At 34.9% G+C, this 21,503-nt stretch carries 16 protein-coding genes; 6 read left to right on the forward strand and 10 right to left on the reverse strand.

Going from position 1 to position 21,503, the window contains the following annotated elements:
* Positions 1–5: 5 nt before the first annotated feature.
* A complete protein-coding gene (locus AC3WRL_RS02340; RefSeq protein WP_492329636.1) occupies positions 6–836 on the reverse strand; it encodes a CPBP family intramembrane glutamic endopeptidase in 831 nt (276 codons plus the stop codon).
* A gap of 288 nt (positions 837–1,124) precedes the next feature.
* Between AC3WRL_RS02340 and AC3WRL_RS02345 the strand changes: the two genes are divergently transcribed.
* Positions 1,125–2,717, forward strand: a complete 1,593-nt coding sequence (locus tag AC3WRL_RS02345; RefSeq protein WP_214826355.1) for a peptide chain release factor 3 — start codon at positions 1,125–1,127, stop codon at positions 2,715–2,717.
* Between the two features lie 76 nt (positions 2,718–2,793).
* Here AC3WRL_RS02345 and AC3WRL_RS02350 read toward each other — a convergent pair whose 3' ends face one another.
* Together AC3WRL_RS02350 and AC3WRL_RS02355 are read right to left on the reverse strand one after the other, a co-directional pair.
* A complete protein-coding gene (locus AC3WRL_RS02350) occupies positions 2,794–5,061 on the reverse strand; it encodes a zinc-dependent metalloprotease (RefSeq protein ID WP_261511375.1) in 2,268 nt (755 codons plus the stop codon).
* A gap of 6 nt (positions 5,062–5,067) precedes the next feature.
* The gene (locus tag AC3WRL_RS02355; protein WP_214826357.1) at positions 5,068–5,541 is read right to left on the reverse strand and encodes a hypothetical protein; all 474 of its coding nucleotides are present in this window, start codon (positions 5,539–5,541) and stop codon (positions 5,068–5,070) included.
* Positions 5,542–5,946: 405 nt separating this feature from the next.
* Here AC3WRL_RS02355 and AC3WRL_RS02360 point away from each other — a divergent pair, with 405 nt between their 5' ends.
* A complete protein-coding gene (locus tag AC3WRL_RS02360) occupies positions 5,947–6,879 on the forward strand; it encodes a DUF4349 domain-containing protein (RefSeq protein ID WP_492329637.1) in 933 nt (310 codons plus the stop codon).
* Between the two features lie 126 nt (positions 6,880–7,005).
* Positions 7,006–8,034: a cupin domain-containing protein gene (locus tag AC3WRL_RS02365; protein ID WP_261511372.1), complete on the forward strand. Its 1,029-nt coding sequence runs from the start codon at positions 7,006–7,008 to the stop codon at positions 8,032–8,034.
* Positions 8,035–8,142: 108 nt separating this feature from the next.
* Here the strand turns inward: AC3WRL_RS02365 and AC3WRL_RS02370 are convergent, their stop codons facing one another.
* Both AC3WRL_RS02370 and AC3WRL_RS02375 read right to left on the reverse strand, forming a co-directional pair.
* Entirely contained in the window at positions 8,143–8,508 is a 366-nt protein-coding gene (locus AC3WRL_RS02370) for a hypothetical protein (protein ID WP_214826361.1), read from the reverse strand.
* 24 nt (positions 8,509–8,532) lie between these two features.
* Positions 8,533–9,672 carry an acyl-CoA dehydrogenase gene (locus AC3WRL_RS02375; protein ID WP_214826363.1) on the reverse strand — a complete coding sequence of 380 codons (1,140 nt, stop codon included), beginning with the start codon at positions 9,670–9,672 and terminating at the stop codon, positions 8,533–8,535.
* A 145-nt stretch (positions 9,673–9,817) separates the two neighbouring features.
* Between AC3WRL_RS02375 and AC3WRL_RS02380 the strand changes: the two genes are divergently transcribed.
* Entirely contained in the window at positions 9,818–11,596 is a 1,779-nt protein-coding gene (locus tag AC3WRL_RS02380; protein WP_492329638.1) for an AMP-dependent synthetase/ligase, read from the forward strand.
* 330 nt (positions 11,597–11,926) lie between these two features.
* Here the strand turns inward: AC3WRL_RS02380 and AC3WRL_RS02385 are convergent, their stop codons facing one another.
* Together AC3WRL_RS02385 and AC3WRL_RS02390 are read right to left on the reverse strand one after the other, a co-directional pair.
* Positions 11,927–12,703 (reverse strand): zinc ribbon domain-containing protein, encoded by a 777-nt coding sequence (locus AC3WRL_RS02385; protein ID WP_214826367.1) that lies wholly within the window; start codon positions 12,701–12,703, stop codon positions 11,927–11,929.
* A gap of 2 nt (positions 12,704–12,705) precedes the next feature.
* On the reverse strand, positions 12,706–13,803 hold the full coding sequence (locus tag AC3WRL_RS02390; protein ID WP_261511371.1) for a Nif3-like dinuclear metal center hexameric protein: 1,098 nt from the start codon (positions 13,801–13,803) through the stop codon (positions 12,706–12,708).
* A 61-nt stretch (positions 13,804–13,864) separates the two neighbouring features.
* Between AC3WRL_RS02390 and AC3WRL_RS02395 the strand changes: the two genes are divergently transcribed.
* Positions 13,865–14,692: an ion transporter gene (locus AC3WRL_RS02395; protein WP_214826371.1), complete on the forward strand. Its 828-nt coding sequence runs from the start codon at positions 13,865–13,867 to the stop codon at positions 14,690–14,692.
* Positions 14,693–14,735: 43 nt separating this feature from the next.
* Entirely contained in the window at positions 14,736–14,894 is a 159-nt protein-coding gene (locus AC3WRL_RS02400) for a hypothetical protein (protein ID WP_214826372.1), read from the forward strand.
* 62 nt (positions 14,895–14,956) lie between these two features.
* Here the strand turns inward: AC3WRL_RS02400 and AC3WRL_RS02405 are convergent, their stop codons facing one another.
* The 3 genes from AC3WRL_RS02405 to AC3WRL_RS02415 all read right to left on the reverse strand — a co-directional run bounded on the left by AC3WRL_RS02405 (position 14,957) and on the right by AC3WRL_RS02415 (position 21,380).
* Positions 14,957–16,939 carry a T9SS type A sorting domain-containing protein gene (locus AC3WRL_RS02405; protein WP_492329639.1) on the reverse strand — a complete coding sequence of 661 codons (1,983 nt, stop codon included), beginning with the start codon at positions 16,937–16,939 and terminating at the stop codon, positions 14,957–14,959.
* Positions 16,940–17,054: 115 nt separating this feature from the next.
* Positions 17,055–19,019 carry a T9SS type A sorting domain-containing protein gene (locus tag AC3WRL_RS02410; protein ID WP_261511369.1) on the reverse strand — a complete coding sequence of 655 codons (1,965 nt, stop codon included), beginning with the start codon at positions 19,017–19,019 and terminating at the stop codon, positions 17,055–17,057.
* 114 nt (positions 19,020–19,133) lie between these two features.
* Positions 19,134–21,380: a T9SS type A sorting domain-containing protein gene (locus AC3WRL_RS02415; RefSeq protein ID WP_492329640.1), complete on the reverse strand. Its 2,247-nt coding sequence runs from the start codon at positions 21,378–21,380 to the stop codon at positions 19,134–19,136.
* Between the last annotated feature and the right edge of the window lie 123 nt (positions 21,381–21,503).

Below are 21,503 nucleotides of genomic sequence, written 5' to 3' on the forward strand. Positions count from 1 at the left end.
TTAAATTAAATTTCCGAATAATGTACTTTATACTTTTTCATAAAAAGATAATAGAATAAAGAGAAAAGTACAAGTCCTACTGCCAGTAATATCCATTCAGAAACTTTAAGAGCTTCTGAAAAACTTTCATTTTTCGTATAGGTGATCAATAATGATGAGCATAAATTATTGAACCCATGCAGAAGCATTGGTAATAACAAAGATTTAGTTTTAAAATAAACAAGCCCTAAAACACATCCCAATAAAACGGCACCTACTAACTGCCAGGGATTACCATGCACCAATCCAAAAATAATGGAAGCATATACAATTGCTTTCCATGGTTTTACTCCTTTATTAATTAATCCTTTTTGAATAATCCCTCTAAAAATAATCTCCTCAAAAATCGGGGCCATAATCACGGCTGTGATGATCATTACAACAGGATCATCCGTCAGTTGATTCATCAGTTCACTGAAAAACTCATAATACTTACCAAAGAAAGGACCTGTAGTAGGAATCTGAGCAGTTATAAATTCTGAAATAAACATCATGCCTATCATCAAAGGGAAAATCAGGAAATAGGTATAAAAATTGGTAGGAGAAAAATTAAAATTAAGTTTTCTTTTTGTGGTTGGCCTGACGATAAAAAAATCAAAAAAAGCAATTGCCGTCAAGAATCCTGCAGCATTTGAAAGCATAAAAAACCAATCTTTGAATTGCAGGTTTTCTTTAAAAACAAACATCCAAAAAATATTAAAAAAGGAGACGAACATTGTTCCTACAAACAACCCGCCTAATAAAACAACGCCTCCGATCCATGTAAAAGTAAACTGTGGATATTTGCTGCTTTCCATGTTTTTTCTTTGTAAAAATTTAATAAACAAAGGTAATTTTTTTAAAAGCCCCAAACAACTAAAAAAGAAAATTCTTCATTCATCTACTTGTCGGAAAAAGCCTTTACAGGTTTTATAATAGGCAAATAAAAAAGTTCTTATAAAATCTATTTCTTTACTTTTCAAGCTGACACCTGTTCAAATATTGATACCTCCAATCTAAAAAGTAGATACCGTGTTTTCTTTTTGTTTATTAATTTATTTGAATCCTCATAAAAAATCACGATTTTTGCAACTTCAAAATACACTATGTCAGACTTAATCAAAGAAATACAAAAAAGAAAAACATTTGGAATTATTTCTCACCCGGATGCCGGAAAAACTACTCTTACAGAAAAACTTCTGCTTTTCGGGGGTGCAATTCAGGAAGCAGGTGCTGTAAAATCCAATAAAATAAAAAAAGGAGCAACCTCCGACTTTATGGAAATTGAAAGACAGAGAGGGATCTCTGTAGCCACTTCCGTATTAGCTTTTGAATATAAAGGACACAAAATTAATATTCTGGACACTCCTGGTCACAAGGATTTCGCAGAAGATACCTATAGAACATTAACAGCCGTAGATTCCGTAATCGTCGTAATAGACGTTGCAAAAGGGGTTGAGGAGCAAACTGAAAAATTAGTTCAGGTTTGTAGAATGAGAAACATCCCCATGCTGGTTTTCATTAATAAGCTTGACCGTGAAGGTAAAGATGCTTTTGATTTACTGGATGAAGTTGAACAAAAATTAGGATTAAGTGTAGTTCCTCTTTCTTTACCTATCGGAATGGGAAGTGATTTTCAGGGTATTTATAATATCTGGGAAAATAATATCCAATTATTCCTGGAAGAGAAGAAACAAAGAGTTGGTGACACCGTTAAGTTTGATAATATCAATGATCCGGCAATCGATGAATTGATTGGAGAGAAAGCAGCTAAGTCTTTACGTGATGAACTTGAACTGGTACAGTCTGTTTATCCCGAATTTAGCCGTGAGGATTACATGAAAGGAGATTTGCAGCCCGTTTTCTTTGGTTCTGCATTAAATAATTTTGGAGTTCGTGAATTATTGGATGCATTTATTGAAATTGCACCAATGCCCCAACCAAAAGAAAGTGATACCCGTATCGTAAAACCCGAAGAAAATACTTTCACTGGATTTGTTTTCAAGATTCATGCGAATATGGATCCTAAACACAGAGACCGATTGGCATTCGTTAAAATTGTTTCTGGAACCTTTAAAAGAAACGAAAATTACCTATTGGTAAGGGAGGGCAAAAAGATGAAGTTTTCTTCTCCAAATGCTTTTTTTGCAGATAAAAAAGAAGTTGTAGATGAAAGTTTTCCTGGCGATATTGTTGGTTTACATGATACAGGAAGTTTCAGAATCGGTGATACGTTAACAGGTGGTGAAAAATTGAGCTTTAAAGGAGTTCCTAGTTTCTCTCCGGAACATTTCCGATATATCAACAACAATGATCCACTTAAAGCGAAACAACTTGCTAAAGGTATTGATCAGCTGATGGATGAAGGTGTTGCCCAGTTATTTACCCTTGAAATGAACAACAGAAAAATTATCGGAACTGTGGGTGCACTTCAATATGAGGTTATCCAGTATCGTCTGGAACATGAATATGGGGCAAAATGTACTTACGAACCACTTTCTATGCACAAGGCGTGTTGGATAGAGGCTGATGAGAAATCTGAGGAATTCAAAGAATTTGCAAGACTAAAACAGAGATTCTTAGCCCGAGATAAATACAATCAACTGGTATTTCTGGCAGATTCTTCCTTTACAATACATATGACACAGGAAAAATTCCCGAATGTGAAATTACATTTCATCAGTGAATTTAACCAGTAAGATCATGTATCTTAAAAATAAAAAAACGTTCAGTGTAACACTGAACGTTTTTTTTTATGGATTAAACAGATATTGATTATTTATTAATGATTAATTTCTTAGAAATTCTTTGGTCGTCTTTATCTACCTGAATGATATAAACTCCAGTAGGAAGTTCAGATAAATTAACGCGTTCGGAGATTTTACCTGTTTTATTAATATCTTTTTTCGGACTTACTAATTTTCCATCCATAGCAAAAACAGTATAAGATATTCCTTTTTTCGTATTAGTTTCGATAGTAAAAATACCTTTAGAAGGATTTGGATAAATAGCAAATCCGGCTTCCGATTTTTCTGAGTCACTTACTCCTAATGTCGAATTGATGGTAAAGTTTGTTGTATTTACGTTTAAAAAGACATTATCAATTGCCTTGATCATTAATCTTGCATTACTTGCTGTACCTAATCCACCAGGAACATTGAAGGTATAAGATCCATTATTCGGGGTACTTGCAACCAATACGTGAGGGAATGTAAGTCCACCATCTGTCGAAAGTAGAATACTTACATTTGCAGTGTTTACAGGAGCTGCATTTGTATTGGCAACATCCCAGGTTATCGTTTTAGACTCGCCTGTATTCCAAACTGCTCCCGGAAGATTTTGAGAAGTAACAACAAAAGGTCCTGCCGCATCTGATACTGTTAATTGAATATCATCGCGACCTGTTTGTCCGCCAGCCGGATTATTATCTCTTACCAATAATGAAAAATTCAATGTTCTGGCAACAGAAGATAATTTTTCCCAGGCTCTGTAATTACTTGCTGTAATTATTGTTGGATTATAACCTTCTATAATTGTAGATAATCTCGGAAAATATCTTGATGGTGAGGTGGTAGCCCATAAAGATCTGAACATTGGTCCTACTGCATTTGCCGGTCTTGGAGGCATTTGAGCCGCTCCAAAATCAATTTGTTCCCAGTTATAAGTGATAGCATCACCATCCGGATCATTTCCAACCCCTGTTAGCATGAATGGAGTTTGTTTTGGTATCGTTTTATCAGGTCCTGCATTTGCAGTGGGTTCATTATTACCTGTTGCTGTATTCACGCTACAGTTTCTTGAAGGAGAAGTGATCGTTGTATACATTTCACGAATGCTAACCGCATGGAAATAAGCATCACTGTTATTCTGAACATTAGGAGGACAGATTCCTGCATATCCCATAATTGAACTTGCGCTTCCAGGTTCAATCGAAGTTGCATCGTTTCTGTTACATGCGTTATTCTGTGTATGATTTGCCCCAAACTGATGTCCCATTTCATGTGCTACAAAATCGATAACAAAAGGATCACCTACAGGAACAGCAGATCCAGTAACACCTCCTGCTTTCACCGTATTGCTACAAACGGCAGGTGTATAAGCTAAACCATTATCGTTTCCTTGGTTTGCTTGAAAAAAGACATGACCTATATCATAATTTGCCGCTCCAATAGCATTATTTGTTACCACTACATTCTCGTCAATCATTTGATAAGCATCAAGCGGGTCGTAAGTATCTACACTGGTAAAAAACAAAACATCTGTATTAGCAATTAACTGCAATGTTACAGAAATATCATTTTCAAAAACTTCATTAAGGCGCGCTACAACTAAATTAACAGCAGCTAAAACAGCAGCTTTTTTCTGAGCATCAGTCCCCGTACTTACCCCGGCCTGCAGGGCAATATAAGCTGTATACTCTATCGTGGTAGAAATCGCAAGCCTGTATTTACGCAATAATCCATCAACAACTGTTTTTCCTTCCAATCCGGAACCAATTTGTTTCAATGAATTATCATCTTTAAAAAGACACTCAAATTTACTGGCTGATTGAGCATTTTTCCTGTCATACAATCTGTAAACCTTATTATCAGGTGAGTATGAATCTATATAATACATTCCTTTAGAGCCCCTGATTACCGCATTTAAACCAAAATAAGGATCTAATGAGAATTTTATTTTAGTAGCTGGATCGCCTACTCTATGTCCTGTGTATGATTTGATATCAGAATATCTTGATTGAAGATCAGGATGCATTGTTGATGCTTCCAATATTTCATAAGTGTCAAATGCTCCCTGGTCATTAGGAAATTTTATTAAAACACCCTTTGCCAAAGGCGTTTTATTTCTGTCGGGCGCATTCGATAGTTGTTGTTTAAGTTCATCTGTATTCAGTCTTAACAATTCATAGTCAGATACTCTAACAGATGATTCCTTTGTTTCTTTGATACTTTGCTTCGAAAGCTTTGTCCATTGATTTTGCTGTGCAAATCCCATAGATGATATTACGAGAAAACCTGCAAGAATTAGTAATCTTTTTTTCATATACATTTATTTAATTAAATTTAGCTTTATTTCAGTTGGTTTATTGAATACCTTAAGTATTACAATAGGATTTGATTGTTTTTCTTCTGCATATTCCCTATTTTCAATCTCTTTATAATTAACTAATAGAATAGAATTATTCATTTCCAATTTTTCAATTTCAATATCTCCGTATTTTTTATTCTTTAACTGAGGCTTTAAGACTAAAAAGTATGCACCCGATTCTTCTAATACTGGTATAGGTGCTGATCTTGAAAATTTGGAATTATCTAACTGTCTGTATAGTTCTTTAATCCCCTTTGTTGAATTTATCAGAGTATATTCTTTTAAATTAATTTCAGCATTCAACCTTCTTATTTCAGTAAATTCTACTTTTTCAGCATTCTTACCTGGAGTTATATTCCTTTTATAATTGGCGCAGGAAAACACCAACAAAAACAAAAAAATAGAAATAATTGAAAATTTTACTAATATATTCATAGTCAAAAATAGAAAAATATTCTTACATAAAAAACTTAAAACCTTTTAAAAATCAACTAATTAAACATTCACCACGAGACAATAGGCATTCTCTTCATTAAAAAAATCCAGATTTGTCTGAACAATTCACTTTCATACGATCTCCACTATTTTTGATTACCAATTGATATGGTGATATTTTTTAATTATCCCTCACACAATTATTCTGTAAAATCTTAATTACAATCATTCCTTTAATTCTTCCAAGAAATCAAATACACCTGTAAAAATTCTTGTAAAAAAATTGTAAATCATTTTAATCCACTAGATATTAAATATTTACAGATTTACCAAAACAATACGCCTCATTTACAAAAACAACTTTGATAGCCCTGCTAATTTTACTTCATCAAAAAAATTAATCTTATGAAAAAGTTCATCTTACTAGTTGCAGTATCCAGCACTTTCATCATGTGTAAAAAAAGTGAAGCAACAAAATCTCAGCTTGAAGGAGCAGTACAATCTGCCGATAGTACCGTTACAGCCACATCTGATAAGATCAGTGATATAACCAATACAGCGGAAGCCGTTTTTGATTCGGCCAATGTAAAAATCAAAGAATTTGATGACACAAAAAATGTGATCAAAGAAAAAATTGAAGCGACCTCAAAAAGTGTAGATTCCTTATCTAATAAAATAGCTTCTACTAAATTAGAATCTAAAATAGAAAAAAAGGACTCAACTAAAAAAGGCTCTGAAAAAATTGTGATCAATGTACCTTCTCCAAAGATCATTAAAGAAACTAAAGTGATTTATAAGGATAAAAAAAAGAAAGAAAATGATGAATTGAATCCTCCTAAAAACAAAATGCTAAAGACCGGAACACTAGAATTAAATGTTGAAAATACTGAAACCGCAAAAGACATCGTAACTCAGGAAGTGAAAAAATATGATGGTTTTATACAAAGTGAAAATATTTCTCTAAATAACAATGAAAAAAAAATTGCCTATCTAAAAGCAAAGGTTCCTATTCAGAAGCTTGACTATCTAATGGATGATATAAGCAGGATTGGTGTTATTGAAAATAAGGGAACTGAAATATCCGGACAGAATTATGTTGAAAATACAATGTCTGATTTAGAAATTACACTTTATGGAACTACTGAAGGTTATACAGGAATCGATAAACCTAAAAGTTTCGGAGATGAATCTTTTGATGCGATCTCTTCTGGCTGGAGTGTAATTACAGGTATCTTTTTGTTTATGCTTCCCTTTTGGCCTTTATTTTTAATTATAGGAATCGGATATTATTTCTACAAAAAGAAAAATAAAAACATCCCTAATAACCAGTCTAACTAATATTCTAATCCATCATCGCTGATGGATTTTTTATTTTTAATAATATTTTAATCATCTGCAGGTACTTAAGGAAAATATTCTTCGTTAACTTTATAATACCAAATTAAAACTTAAAGACTAACACCAATGAACCACCTTCCTAACTTCAAATATGAGCTCGAAAAAAAAGAACCACGACTTGGACCGGGTGGTATTACAAGAGGTGTTTCGGTAAAAGAATTTAAAGCTTCAGAAAATCTTGCCGGGGTAAGTATGCATTTAGAGCCGGGAGCCATTCGCGAACTTCATTGGCATGCCAACGCTGCAGAATGGGGATATGTTTTGAAAGGTCAAATGCGGACGACAGTAATTGATCCCAAGGGAGAGGTTTCTACAGACATTTTCAATCCCGGTGATGTTTGGTACTTCCCAAGAGGTTTTGGCCATGTTTTACAGTGTATCAGCAGTGAAAGCTGTCATTTTATACTCATATTTGATAATGGAGATTTTTCTGAGGATCATACCTTCAGTATTACAGATTTTATTTCTAGTGTTCCGGTAGAAATTGCCGCACAAAATTTAGGAATAACTCAGGAAGAAGTAAAACAGCTTTATCAGGGTGAAGCCTATTTTGCCCAGTGTGAGCTTCCTGATATTTATTCTGGTCTGGCTTCTCCAAGAAATGAAGTAAGTCTAGTTTCAAAGCACCGATATCCACTAGGATCACAACAGCCCATTGTTATACCAGGTGGTGGCATCCAGAGAGTTGTTACCCAGAAAGAATTTCACATTGCTAAAACCATTACCGGAAGTATATTTGAAATTGAACCCGGTGGACTGCGTGAAATGCATTGGCATCCAAATGCTGACGAATGGCAATATTACATTCAAGGAAAAGCGGAAATGGGTGTTTTTCTGGCAGAAGGACAATTTGTGAAAGACAAATTTGAAAAAGGTGATGTTGGCTATGTTCCAATGGGAGCCGGACATTACATCAAAAATGTAGGTACTGAAAAACTTATTGTATTGCTTGGTTTTAATAATGGTTTATACGAAGCTATTGATTTAAGCAGCTGGATTGGTGGAAATCCGAGAGATATTTTAAAAGGTAATTTTGGTGTGGGCGATGATATCATCGATCAATTTCCAAAATCAGGTCAACTGATCATCAAATAAACTTTAATCTGCTTTTTAGCTACTGTATTAAAAAGAAAAAAAATAATATTATATCTTAATATTTTGTGGTGCGTGAATGTAAAAGGCTCTCAAATTGAGAGCCTTTTACTATTTCATATTTACTACTTTATCTACCACATATTTTGTGTTTCCTCTCCAAGGTAATGTGCCTTTGTATTCTTTGTAATGAAGATCAAAGGTTTTACCACTGTTTGTTTCCAATTGTTTAAAAACTTCGGGATCATTCACAGAAAATTCAAACTCATAGCTTGTAATACTTCCAGTCTTTCCTCTTCCAAAACCTTCCTGAATCAATTTACCTTCATAGGTTTTAAATACATAGCCTTTTTTAATAGCATAGTTCAGATAACCTGACTTTACTCCTTCGCCAAAAACGAAGAAAAACTTATACCATACGAATACTCCTATTAGAAGTAAAACGATTCCCAGAGTGATCCACCAAGTTTTTTTCATAAGTAGTTGTGTTTGTTTATGTTTTTATTTTGAAATACTTCTGGAAATCACGATTTTCTGGATTTCAGAAGTTCCTTCATAAATCTGAGTGATCTTAGCATCACGCATAAATCTTTCAACGTGGTATTCTTTCACGTATCCATATCCACCATGGATTTGTACCGCTTCAATAGAAGTGTCCATAGCTACCTGAGAAGCGTATAATTTTGCCATAGCCCCACTTTCAGAAATATCTTTTCCAGCATCTTTCTCTGTTGCAGCCTTGAAACAAAGCATTCTTGCAGCAGTAATCTGCGTCGCCATATCTGCTAATTTAAAAGCAATAGCCTGATGATTGATAATTTCAGTTTTAAAAGCCTTTCTTGTCTTAGCATATTTAAGCGCCAATTCATAAGCTCCTGCAGCAATTCCTAAAGCTTGAGAAGCAATTCCTATTCTACCTCCATTCAATACAGCCATTGCAAAATTGAAACCAAAACCATCTTCTCCAATTCTGTTTTCTTTAGGTACTTTTACATTATTGAACATTAAAGAGTGTGTATCACTCCCTCTGATTCCTAATTTATCTTCTTTTGGTCCGATCTCAAAACCTTCCCAACCTCTTTCTACGATAAATGCATTGATTCCTTTATGCTTTTTCTCAGGATCAGTCTGAGCAATTACAACGTAGTAAGAAGCAGTTCCTCCATTTGTGATCCAGTTTTTAATTCCATTTAAAAGATAATAATCCCCTTTATCTTCTGCAGTTGTTTTTTGCGAAGTTGCATCAGATCCTGCCTCAGGCTCAGATAAAGCAAATGCACCGATTACCTTCCCACTCGCTAAAGGTGTAAGATATTTTTGTTTTTGTTCTTCAGAAGCAAACTTTTCAAGACCAGCACAAACTAATGAATTGTTTACAGACATTACAACTGCTGCAGAGGCATCCACTTTTGCAATCTCCTCCATAGCCAAAACGTAAGAAACGCTATCCATACCTGCTCCACCATATTTAGGATCTACCATCATTCCTAAAAGTCCCATTTCACCCATCATCTTCACTTGTTCAGTTGGGAATTTTTGATCGCGATCTCTTTCAATAACCCCTGGTAATAGTTCGTTTTGTGCAAAATCTCTTGCTGCCTGCTGAATCATCAGCTGTTCTTCCGATAAATTAAAGTCCATAAAAATTAATAATTAGATGGTCGTAAATTTACACTTTTTAAGCAAACCTGAAAAAATATTTGATATCCGAAAATTGCGAGTAGATTTATGCTGTTTTCACAAAAATGCTTATATTTAAATTTCTTTAAAAATTACATAAAAAATTATGACGATCAAAAGATTATTCGATATACCTCATCATGCTTTGGATAAATTTCCTAAAACGGATATGTTTGTGACAAAGCATCAGGGTGAATGGAAAAAAACATCTACGCAAGAATTTATCAATCAAGGAAATAAAATATCCAGAGGTCTTTTAAAACTTGGAATTAAACCCGGGGACAAAATTGCTCTAATTACAACTAATACGCGTACAGAATGGGCTATCATGGATTTGGGACTTTCTCAGATCGGAGTGGTTTCTGTGCCTGTCTACCCAAGCATATCTCATGAAGACTATGAATTCATTTTTGGTAATGCTGAAATAAAATACTGCTTTGTTTCCGATAAAGAATTGCTTACTAAAGTAATGAAAGTGAAACACAATATACCATCTTTGCAGGGAGTTTTCACTTTTGACACCATAAGTGGTGCTGCCAATTGGCGCGAAATTTTGGATCTGGGTGAAGATGATTCTACACAAATTGAAGTAGAAGAGCTTTCTAACGCAATCAATTCCGAGGATCTGGCAACGATTATTTATACATCAGGAACCACAGGAAGGCCTAAAGGAGTAATGCTTACGCATCATAATATTGTTTCTAATGTTCTGGGATCAGTTCCTAGAATTCCTAAGAAAAAAGGCCTTGATTATAAGGATACCAGGATCTTAAGCTTTCTACCGATCTGTCATATTTTTGAAAGAATGCTTTTCTACCTGTTCCAATACAATGGTTTTTCAGTTTATTTTGCCGAGAGCATTGATAAAATGGGTGAGAATGTAAAAGAAGTTAAGCCTCACTATATGAGTGTTGTCCCAAGATTAGTGGAGAAAGTATATGATAAAATCTATAGTACAGGATCTTCTGCCGGTGGATTAAAAACAAAAATATTCTTTTGGGCTTTAAACCTTATTTCTAAAAAGAAAGAGGTTTCAAAACCATCAGGACTTTTCGAGATCATTGCTGATAAACTGGTATTCTCAAAATGGAGAGAAGGATTGGGTGGTGAAATCGTAACTCTTGTTTCAGGTTCTGCAGCACTATCTACAAGATTAAATTTGATGTTTCAAAATGCCGGAATTCCAATTCTGGAAGGATATGGATTAACGGAAACCTCTCCGGTAATTTCTGTAAACAGCTTCGACAAAATGAAAATCGGAACTGTTGGTTTGCCTTTAGATAACTTACATGTAAAAATTCAGGAAGACGGTGAAATAACAGTAAAAGGTCCTTCTATTTTTAAAGGTTATTTTAAAAATGAAGAAATGACAAAAGAAGTTTTCACGGATGACGGGTATTTCAAAACCGGAGATATCGGAAATATTGATGCTGATGGCTTCTTACAAATCACTGATCGTAAGAAAGAAATGTTTAAAACATCCGGAGGTAAGTATATCGCACCACAAATTATCGAAAACCAGGCAAAAGCTTCCAAGTTCATTGAACAAATTATGGTGGTTGGTGATGGTGAAAAAATGCCTTGTGCACTTATTCAGCCTGACTTTGAATTTGCCAAAAGCTGGGCAATGCGAAATAACATAAAATTAGGTTCTACTCCACAGGAGATCGCTAAAAGTCCAGAGTTAAAAGAAAGAATAGAAAAAGAGATCGATGGTATTAATGAACATCTCGGAAATTGGGAAAAAATTAAAAAAATCGAGCTAACTCCAGAAGTCTGGAGTATTGATGCCGGACTCCTGACTCCTACTTTAAAATTAAAAAGAAAAGCAATTAAAGAGAAGTTTATAGACTTATACAATAAGATGTATGAGCATCATGAATAAAAATATCAGCCGCTTCTTTATTGAAGCGGTTTTTTTGTATCTTATATATTCAGGTTTAGACCAGAGTCAATTTGAATTTCGTTTTCTGACAAATGGAATGACTATTTTTATACGTAGAATATGACACTAATCCTGACTATCCTGATCTACTAAGATCAAAGGTTTAAGATACTTATATGTTCTTTATATGCAATATTCGAGGACTTTCATGATGACTGAAGTGTTTAAAACTTTTTGTGGCTTTTGTGGTTTAAAAAGAATATAAAGAAACTATAAATAAAAAAAGCTGTCTCATTTCTGAAACAGCTTTTATATTTAAAAAAACGGTAATTAAAACTTAATTACAGATTTCATTCTTTCGTTTTCTTCCATTACCAATTCATCATCCACTAAGATTTTTCCTGAATGTTCATCAATAATAATTTTCTTTCTTTGAGCAATCTCCATTTGCTTTTGTGGTGGAATTGTAAAGAATGATCCTTTTGGAGCACCTCTTTCTAATCCTACAACTGCTAAACCATTTATAGAGTTTGTTCTGATTCTGTTATAAGAAGCTAGTAATCTCTCGTCAATTTTACCTGCATATTCTTTAGATTGTTCTATCAAATAATCTTCTTCTTTCTGAGTTTCAGAAACCAAACCTTCCAATTCTTCTTTTTTGAATTTTAAGTGGTTCTTCAAATCGTTGATTTTTAAATTTAGTTCGTCTACCGTCTCATTTTTATGAGTGATTTTAACACCAAATTCTTTAATTCTTTTCTCAGCAAGCTGGATTTCAAGATCTTGGAATTCAATCTCCTTACCTAAAGCTTCAAACTCTTTATTGTTTCTTACGTTATCTTGTTGAGACTTGTATTTATCAATTAAAGTTTTAGCATGGTTAATTACTTCATGCTTTGTTTTGATCTGATCGTCCTGATCTTTAATTTCTGCATGAAATTTTTCAGCTCTTTTTTCAAGCCCTTCAATTTCGATTTCAAGATCTTCAACCTCAATTGGCAATTCTCCTCTTGTATTTCGGATTTCATCCAATCTTGAATCTATGATTTGTAAATCGTATAAAGCTCTTAATTTCTCTTCAACTGAAATATCGTTGGTTTTTGCCATATCTAAAGGAAATAATTTACTGGGTTTGTTTTTTCGTTGGATTTTGAGATTGCAAATGTACTAAATTTTTGTGACAAAATTTCAAATAATTGTTGCACAACCCATTGTTCTGATTCATAATGACCTATATCACAAACCAACATTTTTGATTCTGCCAGAAAAAAGTCATGATATTTAACGTCTCCAGTGAGGTATGCATCGCATTTTTTAGATAAGGCAGATTTTATCCCACTCGCTCCGGAACCTCCTAAAACGCCTACTCTTTTGATTTTCTTATCATTGAACCCGGAATGTCTTATCACTTCAAGGTTAAATTTCTCTTTTACAAATTGTAAAAAATCTTTCTGATCCATTTCTTCTTCAAATTCTCCATACATCCCTAATCCTGAATATTGATTTTCATTATCCAGACTATAAATCTGATAGGCAACTTCTTCATAGGGGTGTGAAGATTTCATAGCCGAAATAATCTGATTTTGCTTATAGCTTTCAAAAATGACCGAAATCATATTTTCATCTGCATTCTCCCGTACATCATGCTGTCCTGAATAAGGATTTGATCCTGCGATGGGTCTGAAAGTACCATTACCTTTAATACTGAAACTGCATTCGTCATAAAATCCAATATTTCCGGCCCCTGCAGAAAAAAGAGATTCTTTCATCTGCTCAGAATGATCTTTCGGGACAAAAACTGTAAGTTGTTTCAAACTATTCTTTTTAGGCTGAAGAATCTTTAGATCCTTTAATCCTAATTGATTACATATTCCTGCGTTTACACCAAAGAAATCATTGTCAAAAGCGGTATGAATTGCATAGATGGCAATCTTATTTTCAATTGCCTTTAAAACAACCCTTTCTACATAGTTTTTTCCGGTTAAAGATTTTAATCCTGAAAAAATAATAGGATGAAAACAAACAATAAGGTTCAAATTCTTTTCAATAGCTTCACCTATGACGTTCTCCAGAGCATCATGGCAAACCAGAATTCCATTTACCTCACGGTCAGGAAACCCACATAACAAACCTACATTGTCAAAATCTTCTGCCTGCTGTATTGGAATGCGTTTTTCTATTTCTGAAATTACTTCACGAATTGTCATTTATTATGTATGTTTGCTACGAAAATAAGGATAATTTCTTAAATTTAAAAAAACTCCTATTATGGAAAGAGAACACAATCTTGTTCCTGAAGATACCCTATGGAAAAGATTTCTGTACCGTATTATTTACCGATCCGACACAAAACTGGGAAAACTCTTTGACATTGTCCTATTAGCATTAATTCTTGGGAGCACCCTTATTATCATGATGGAAAGTGTCCCACAATTAGATAAAAGATTTCATATTACTTTTATCATCCTGGAATGGATCATATCCTTGTTTTTCTCTGTTGAATACCTGATGCGAATTACAGTTGTCAAGAATAAAAAAAATTACATTTTCAGTTTCTTTGGCATTATAGATTTCCTGGCTCTGGTTCCTTTTTACCTAAGTTTTTTCTTTCCAATCACAAAGTATTTCCTGATATTCAGAATGCTGAGAATGTTGAGGGTTTTCAGAATTTTCAATTTACTGGATTTTATGAATGACGGTTATCTCATCGTACGGGCACTCAAAAACAGTTCAAGAAAAATTTATATCTTTCTCTTATTCTTAATTATTTTCTCAGTAATCGTAGGCTCTCTGATGTTTATGGTAGAAGGTGGAAGACAAGGCTTTGAAACGATCCCACAATCTATCTATTGGGCTGTTGTTACCGTAACCACAGTTGGCTATGGTGATGTATCTCCTATTACGCCAATGGGGAAATTTTTTGCAGTTATACTGATGCTCGCTGGTTATTCTATTATTGCTGTTCCTACGGGAATCGTGACAGCAGAAATGCGAAATAAAAGACAAAATCTTGAAATGATCTGTGATCGGTGTGGAAATGAAGATATTGATGATGATGCAAGGTATTGCAAACAATGTGGCAAGAAATTAGCTTAATATTAATTATCAAACTAATCTATTAACCCAATATCACAATATCATGGAACCACAAAAGAAAAATAAGCCAAACAGTTTAGTAATTATCCTTTTCGCCTTAGTTGCTTTAATGATCATCATTTATTTTATATTAGTGATGTTTTTTCCGACCATTTTCGAACATATGAGTACAGGAGATATACAGCCTGTCCCTGCTAAATAATGAAATCTATAAATAAAAAAGGTGGCCACTGGCCACCTTTTTTATTTATACGTGAATCAAATTTATTTTTTGATCACTTTTACTGTTTGTTTAGAACCGTTTTTCATAGTCATTGTCACCAAATACAATCCTGATTGAATACCGTTCAAATGAATTACAGAATCGGGGTTATCTATAGTCTTCACTACTCTTCCAGCAAAGTCAGAAACCATAACTGACTTAACATTTTCACTATCTGAAATATTTAAAACATCAGTAAATGGATTTGGATAAACTCCATTACCTTTTGTAACTGGTATAACCTTAGAAGCTCCCAAAGCATTTTTGTCAGACTGAGAAGTTCCTTTGCTTATATCAATAGTGAATGTGCCTTCCAATTCATCTGTAAATTGGCTATAATGCCCCACATTAATATAATAAGTAGTTCCCGGTACTGTTGCTACCGATATATATTCTGATTCTCCCGAAGCCATACTGTCCACAGTACCTTCACATGATAAATTACCACAAGTACCACTGTAAACGTCTACCTGAGGATCAAAATCACTACCTGGCGGCATACTAACAGCAATATTAAATATGTCCCCATCACCTACAAATGTAAACCATGTTCCATCGTTCATTCCGTTATCACATGCAGTAATAAATCCAGCATTATTAGTAGCTCCTCCCCCATCAGACTGCACATAATTATAAGGAAAAGCAGAAGCAACTAACGCTCCGGAACATTCATCGTTTACCGGTGGTGGTGGAATACTTCCAACACAGATATCAAAACTTTGATTACTACCCGTATCATAATAACTGTATACTCTTACATAATAAGTCTGGCCTATTGTAAGTCCGGAAACTATAGATGAAGTAGCATCTGAACACAGAACACTGGACAAGACACCACACGTTCCGCTAAGAACCTGAAAATAGATATCATCATCGTCAAATGTACCAATAGAGGTCACATTCAAAAGGGAAATTTTATGACTTGTCTTTGTCGCTACAAATTTAAACCAAACATCATCATCAGGATCACCGTAACATGGAGCTGCAGTTAATCCTGAAGGTGTGGCTCCTAATGTATAACCGGAGGTTACAACACTACAATCCAGATCAGAATTCACTGTTAGGGTCTTCGCTCCTATACAATTATCATTTATCGGTAATGGTGGTGCAGATTTAAATGTAATTTCAGAACAGCCTGATGATTCACCGGCAGCTGCTACAGAAACTACTCGTAAATAATACATTGTATCAGGACTTAGTAAAGTAGGCAGAGCAAAGCTACCACTTGTTACAGACTGCTGATTAACAATATCAGTTCCTCCTGGTGTTGTTCCTATTGACACTTTATACCCTGTAGCTCCGGCAACGGCATTCCAGATAATGGTCGGTAATAATGGAACAAAAACTGTATTATTCGTTGGATAAACAATTAAAGGACAAGCCGGAATTGGTTTTTTTGTTAATCCATTAATGGTAATCACCGATTTATATGAAGCTAAATTTCCTATAGGAGGGAAAGAAGGATTCGGATTAGTCCCATCATTTCTAAAATAAAGAGTTGAATTAGGTGCTGAAGGATATACATTCATCACCTCATCGCTATTATCATCATAGTCCTGAGAATTTTCATCAACAGCTACAACTAAATTATCAATATTATTATAAGGAAACGGAGTAGGAAAAGTTACTGTTACCACTCCATTAATATTTGTTACAGTTCCCGCATACACCTGTGTAAGTTGCGAAACTGGTAACCAATCCGAATCAGAAACAAAACTCGATTTTGTTGTATGGCCTAAATATACTACCCAATCTAACGAATTTACAATAGGTTTCGTAGGATCCAGATAGAATGAAAGCCCTGTAATATTCCCAGCTGCATCAGCATTAATTTCCTGTTTTGAAAAAATCTGCTGTACATAAGAGTACCCGTAATAGGTACTTATTGGAGCTGCTCCAACATCAATACTTCCCATACCCAAATTGATCTGGGCGTTTAAAGCCATGCTTATCATCAATAAGCATGAGAGTAAAATTTTTTTCATGAATTAAAGTTTTTGTTATTTAGACACTAATTTACCAATAAAACAGCATATAAATAAAAAAAAATGACAGCTAAAAACTTAGCTGCCATCATTATTTACAAGTTAATTTTTTATTTTATTTTTTGATTACTTTAACTGTCTGTTTAGTACCATCTTTCATGGTCATTGTTACTAAATACATTCCAGATTTAATATCATTCAGATGAAGTACAGAACCAGGATTATCAATAGTTTTCACCAATCTTCCTGAAAAATCAGAAATTGTTATTGTTTTAACTTTAGCAATATCCGATATATTTAAGACATCATTAAATGGATTTGGATAAACTTTCAGACCATTTTTATTTCCTGATACCTCAGAAGTTCCTAAATTATTTTTACTAATAGTGATCGTAAATGCACCCTCAAGATTATCTGTAAATCCACTGAAATTACCAATATTTACATAATAAGTATTTCCTGACAGTGTAGGTATTGATATGGTCTCTGATTCTCCTGAACCCGTATCATCAACGGTGTCCTCACATGATAGGCTTCCACAAGTACCACTATAGACACCTATTTGTGAATCAAAATCACTATTTGCCGGCATGGTAACTGTAATATCAAAAACTCCTCCATCGCCTACAAATGTAAACCATGTTCCATCATTCATTGTATTAGAACAAGCATTAACAAAACCGCCGTTATTCGTAGCACCACCTCCATCAGCTTGTACATAGGTATAAGGGAAAGTAGAAGCAACTAACGCTCCGGAACATTCATCGTTCACTGGTGGTGGTGGAATACTTCCAACACAGATATCAAAACTTTGATTACTTCCTGCATCAGAATAACTATATACTCTTACGTAATAAGTCTCACCTGCAGTAAGTCCTGAAACTACAGAAGAAGTCGCATCTGAACATAAAATACTTGATAAAGTACCACATGCTCCGCTAAATACCTGAAAATAAGTATCAGTATCATCAACTGTTCCAATTGAGGCCACATTCAAAAGAGAAATTTTATGAGTTGTACCGGTCGCTACAAATTTAAACCAAACATCATCATCCGGTTCACCATAACACGGATCAGGAATTAATCCTGAGTCGGTGGCTCCTAATGTATAACCAGAGGTTACAGTACCACAATTTAGATCAGGGTTTACCGTTAAAGTAATTGCTGCTGCACAGTCATCATTTGTAGGTAATGGTGGTGCAGATGTAAACGCAATTTCAGAACAGCCTGATGATTCACCGGCAGCTGCCACAGACACCACTCGTAAATAATACATTGTATTAGGAGTTAATGCAGTGGGCGGAGCAAAGCTGTTGGTTGTTACAGATTGTTGATTAACTACATCAGTTCCTCCTGGTGTTGTACCTATTGACACTTTATAGCTAGTGGCTCCCGAAGTGGCATTCCAGGTAATTGTTGGCGATAGTGGAACAAATGTCGCGTTGTTCATTGGATAAGTAATCAATGGACAAGCTGGAATTGCACTCATCGTTAATCCGGTAATAGTTATCACCGACTTATATCCTTCTAAATTTCCTGCCGGAGGAGTAGTCGGATCTGGATTAGTACTATCATTTTTATAAAAAAGTAGAGAATTAGGGGCTGAAGGATATACATACATCGCCTCATCATTATCATTATCATCATAACCTGCAGAGTTCTCTTCGGCAGCTATCACTAAATTATCTACATTATTATACGGAAATGGTGTCGCAAAAGTAATTTCTACCACTCCGTTTGCATTGGTAATCGTTCCCGCATAAACCTGTGTGAGCTGAGCAACAGGAATCCAATCTGTATCAGAAATAAAATTCGTCTTTGTAGTATGTCCCAAATACACTACCCAATCTGATGAGTTTGCCAAAGACATCGTTGGGTCCAGATAAAATTTAAGACCGGTGATATTTCCGGCAGCATTTGCGTTGATTTCCTGTTTAGGGTAAATCTGTTGTACATAAGAGTATCCGTAATAGGTACTTATTGGAGCAACTCCAACATCAGTACTTCCTGTACCCAAATCAATCTGGGCGCTTAAGGCCATGCTTACAAAGAAAAAGCATGAAAGTAAAAATTTTGTCATAAATTCAAGTATATAGTGTTTAAGGAACTAATTTACTAATAAAATAACAAATACAATACAAAAATGGCAGCTAATATTTTAGCTGCCATCATTATTTATAAATTAAATCGAATTTTATTTTTTGATTGTTTTAATCGTTTGTTTAGAACCATCTTTCATTTCAAGTGTTACCAGATACATTCCTGATTTTAACTCTCCTAACTGAAGGGTTGAACTTGGATTTATGACTGTTTTCACCAATCTTCCTGCAACATCTGAAACTGAAATAGATTTCACTTTAGATACATCAGAAATATTCAATACATCAGCAAATGGGTTCGGATAAACTTTAAGATTATTCTTATTATTAGAAACCTCATTAGTTCCTAATAAAGAAGCATCATAAGCAGAAATCTTAAACTCCCCATCAGTTCCTGTACCTGAAGAATATCTCCAAACACTTACCAACAATGTTGCTCCTGGAGTTTGACCAGTTAATGAAACAAGCGAGAAGTTACCATCTGCTGAAGAATCATCATCACAAGAAACATTTGTTAATGAACCACATGTACCGCTAAATACATTTATAACTGAATCACTAAAGGTAGAGCCTGCAACTGAATTGGTTTCAATCTTCAATGTTCCAGAAGCCGGAACCACTACAGAGTACCATACATTGTTTGTTGCACTTGTTTGGCAAGATTGAGCTGTACCATCTGCTGTTGCACCAACGTTTGTAGTTGTAATAAAATTAGTATCAAATGTACCTCCTACTGTTAAAGGTATAGGATTAGCACAGTTATCATTTGATGGCGGTGGCGGAGGTGTTCCAACACAGATATTGAAACTAGCATTGTATCCAGATCCTGAATAAGTATACACTCTCACATAATAAGTCTCACCTGCCGTTAAACCACTTACAGTAGCTGAATTAGGATCAGAACATAAAACACTTGTCTGAGAACCACACACACCACTTAATACCTGGAAATACATATCTGTGGTTGACGTTGTACCTGTTGAAACAACATCAGAAAGTTTAACAACATGTACAGGACCACTAGCAACGAAGCTAAACCAAACATCATCATCAGGATTTCCGTTACAAGGTGTTGCCGCCATAGATAGAGAAGCCCCCAATGTCTTACCTGCCGTAACAACGCCACATGCTAAATCAGCATTCACAGTTAATACAGTTGCATTTCCACAGTTATCATTAATTGGCGGAGCAACTGAAGTAGTCGTAAATGACCTTTCAGTACAAGTTCCTGAATTTGTAACTGCATTATAAGAAGTAATTGTATAATAATATACCGTTGATGGATTTAAAGAGGTAAGCATTGTATACGAAGTAACATTACCTAAATCTGTATTGTTTAAAATATCCGTACCTCCAGATGTAGTTCCCAGTGTAATTTTATACCCGGTAGCTCCAGTAACAGAACTCCAAGCAAAAGTAGGTATGGTTGAAACTCCGGTTGCAGTACCAGGAGGCGAGCTAACACTTGGACAAGGCATTGTTATCGTCGTAAATGAATTTCCAGTACAACCCGTTGCAGACCCTATACTATTCTTAGGTATTATGGTTACATAATACTGGGTAGAATAAGCCAAAGGTGTTGCAGAAGGCATCGTGTATGAAGTAACACTTCCTACATCAAGTCCGTTGATGATATCAGTTCCTCCAGCAGTAGTTCCTACATTCAGGGTGTAGCTTGTTGCACCCCCAGCTACTGCCCAAGTTATAGTAGGCGTTATAGAAATTCCCGTCGCAGCATTTGCAGGAGCAGAAATTGTAGTACATACAGGAGCACTTGTTACAGTTTGTGACAATTGAACATCATCAAAACCCATATAAAAATCTCCGGTAGCCGTACTTGTGCTTTTAAGTCTCAGCTTAAAACTGGCTCCGGTTGGAATTGTTCCCGCAGGGATTATTCCTGAAACGGCAGTACAAGGTATTGGAGTACCATTTGGACTGTCTAATGTTACAGTACTAAGCAAATCAACCCAATTCGTACCGCCATCCACAGAATAATCTGCAGCAACGCTTCCGCTGATTGGACCTGTGCTTCCATAACCTGTTGCAAGGTATTTAAAAGAATAAGTAAGAGCTGTTGCATTAGAAGCAGTAGAAGTATATGTTACATTCCAACCTGTATAAGTTGTCCCGTAAATATTTTTATATACCGCTTTACTACCAGCACAAGGCGTTCCCGCGCTTGTTCCATATCCACTGGGGGAACTAGTTGACCCTGTTCCGGTCGTACTGCTTGTCCATCCCGAAGGTAAGCTTGACCCCTCAAAGCTTTCATTGACTAAAATTTGTGCTGATGCCCCGATACCGAGAGCTAACATACACGATAGTAGAAGTTTTTTCATATGTAGTAAAAAAATTAAATTGGACGATAAAAGTATGAAATATTTCAATTAAATTTAACTATTAATTAAAATCATTATCAATTAATAAGTTTTTTAACCAATTTTATTAAACAAAACTAAACA

The sequence above is a fragment of the Chryseobacterium sp. FW101-FHT12H09 genome (genome assembly GCF_058790395.1).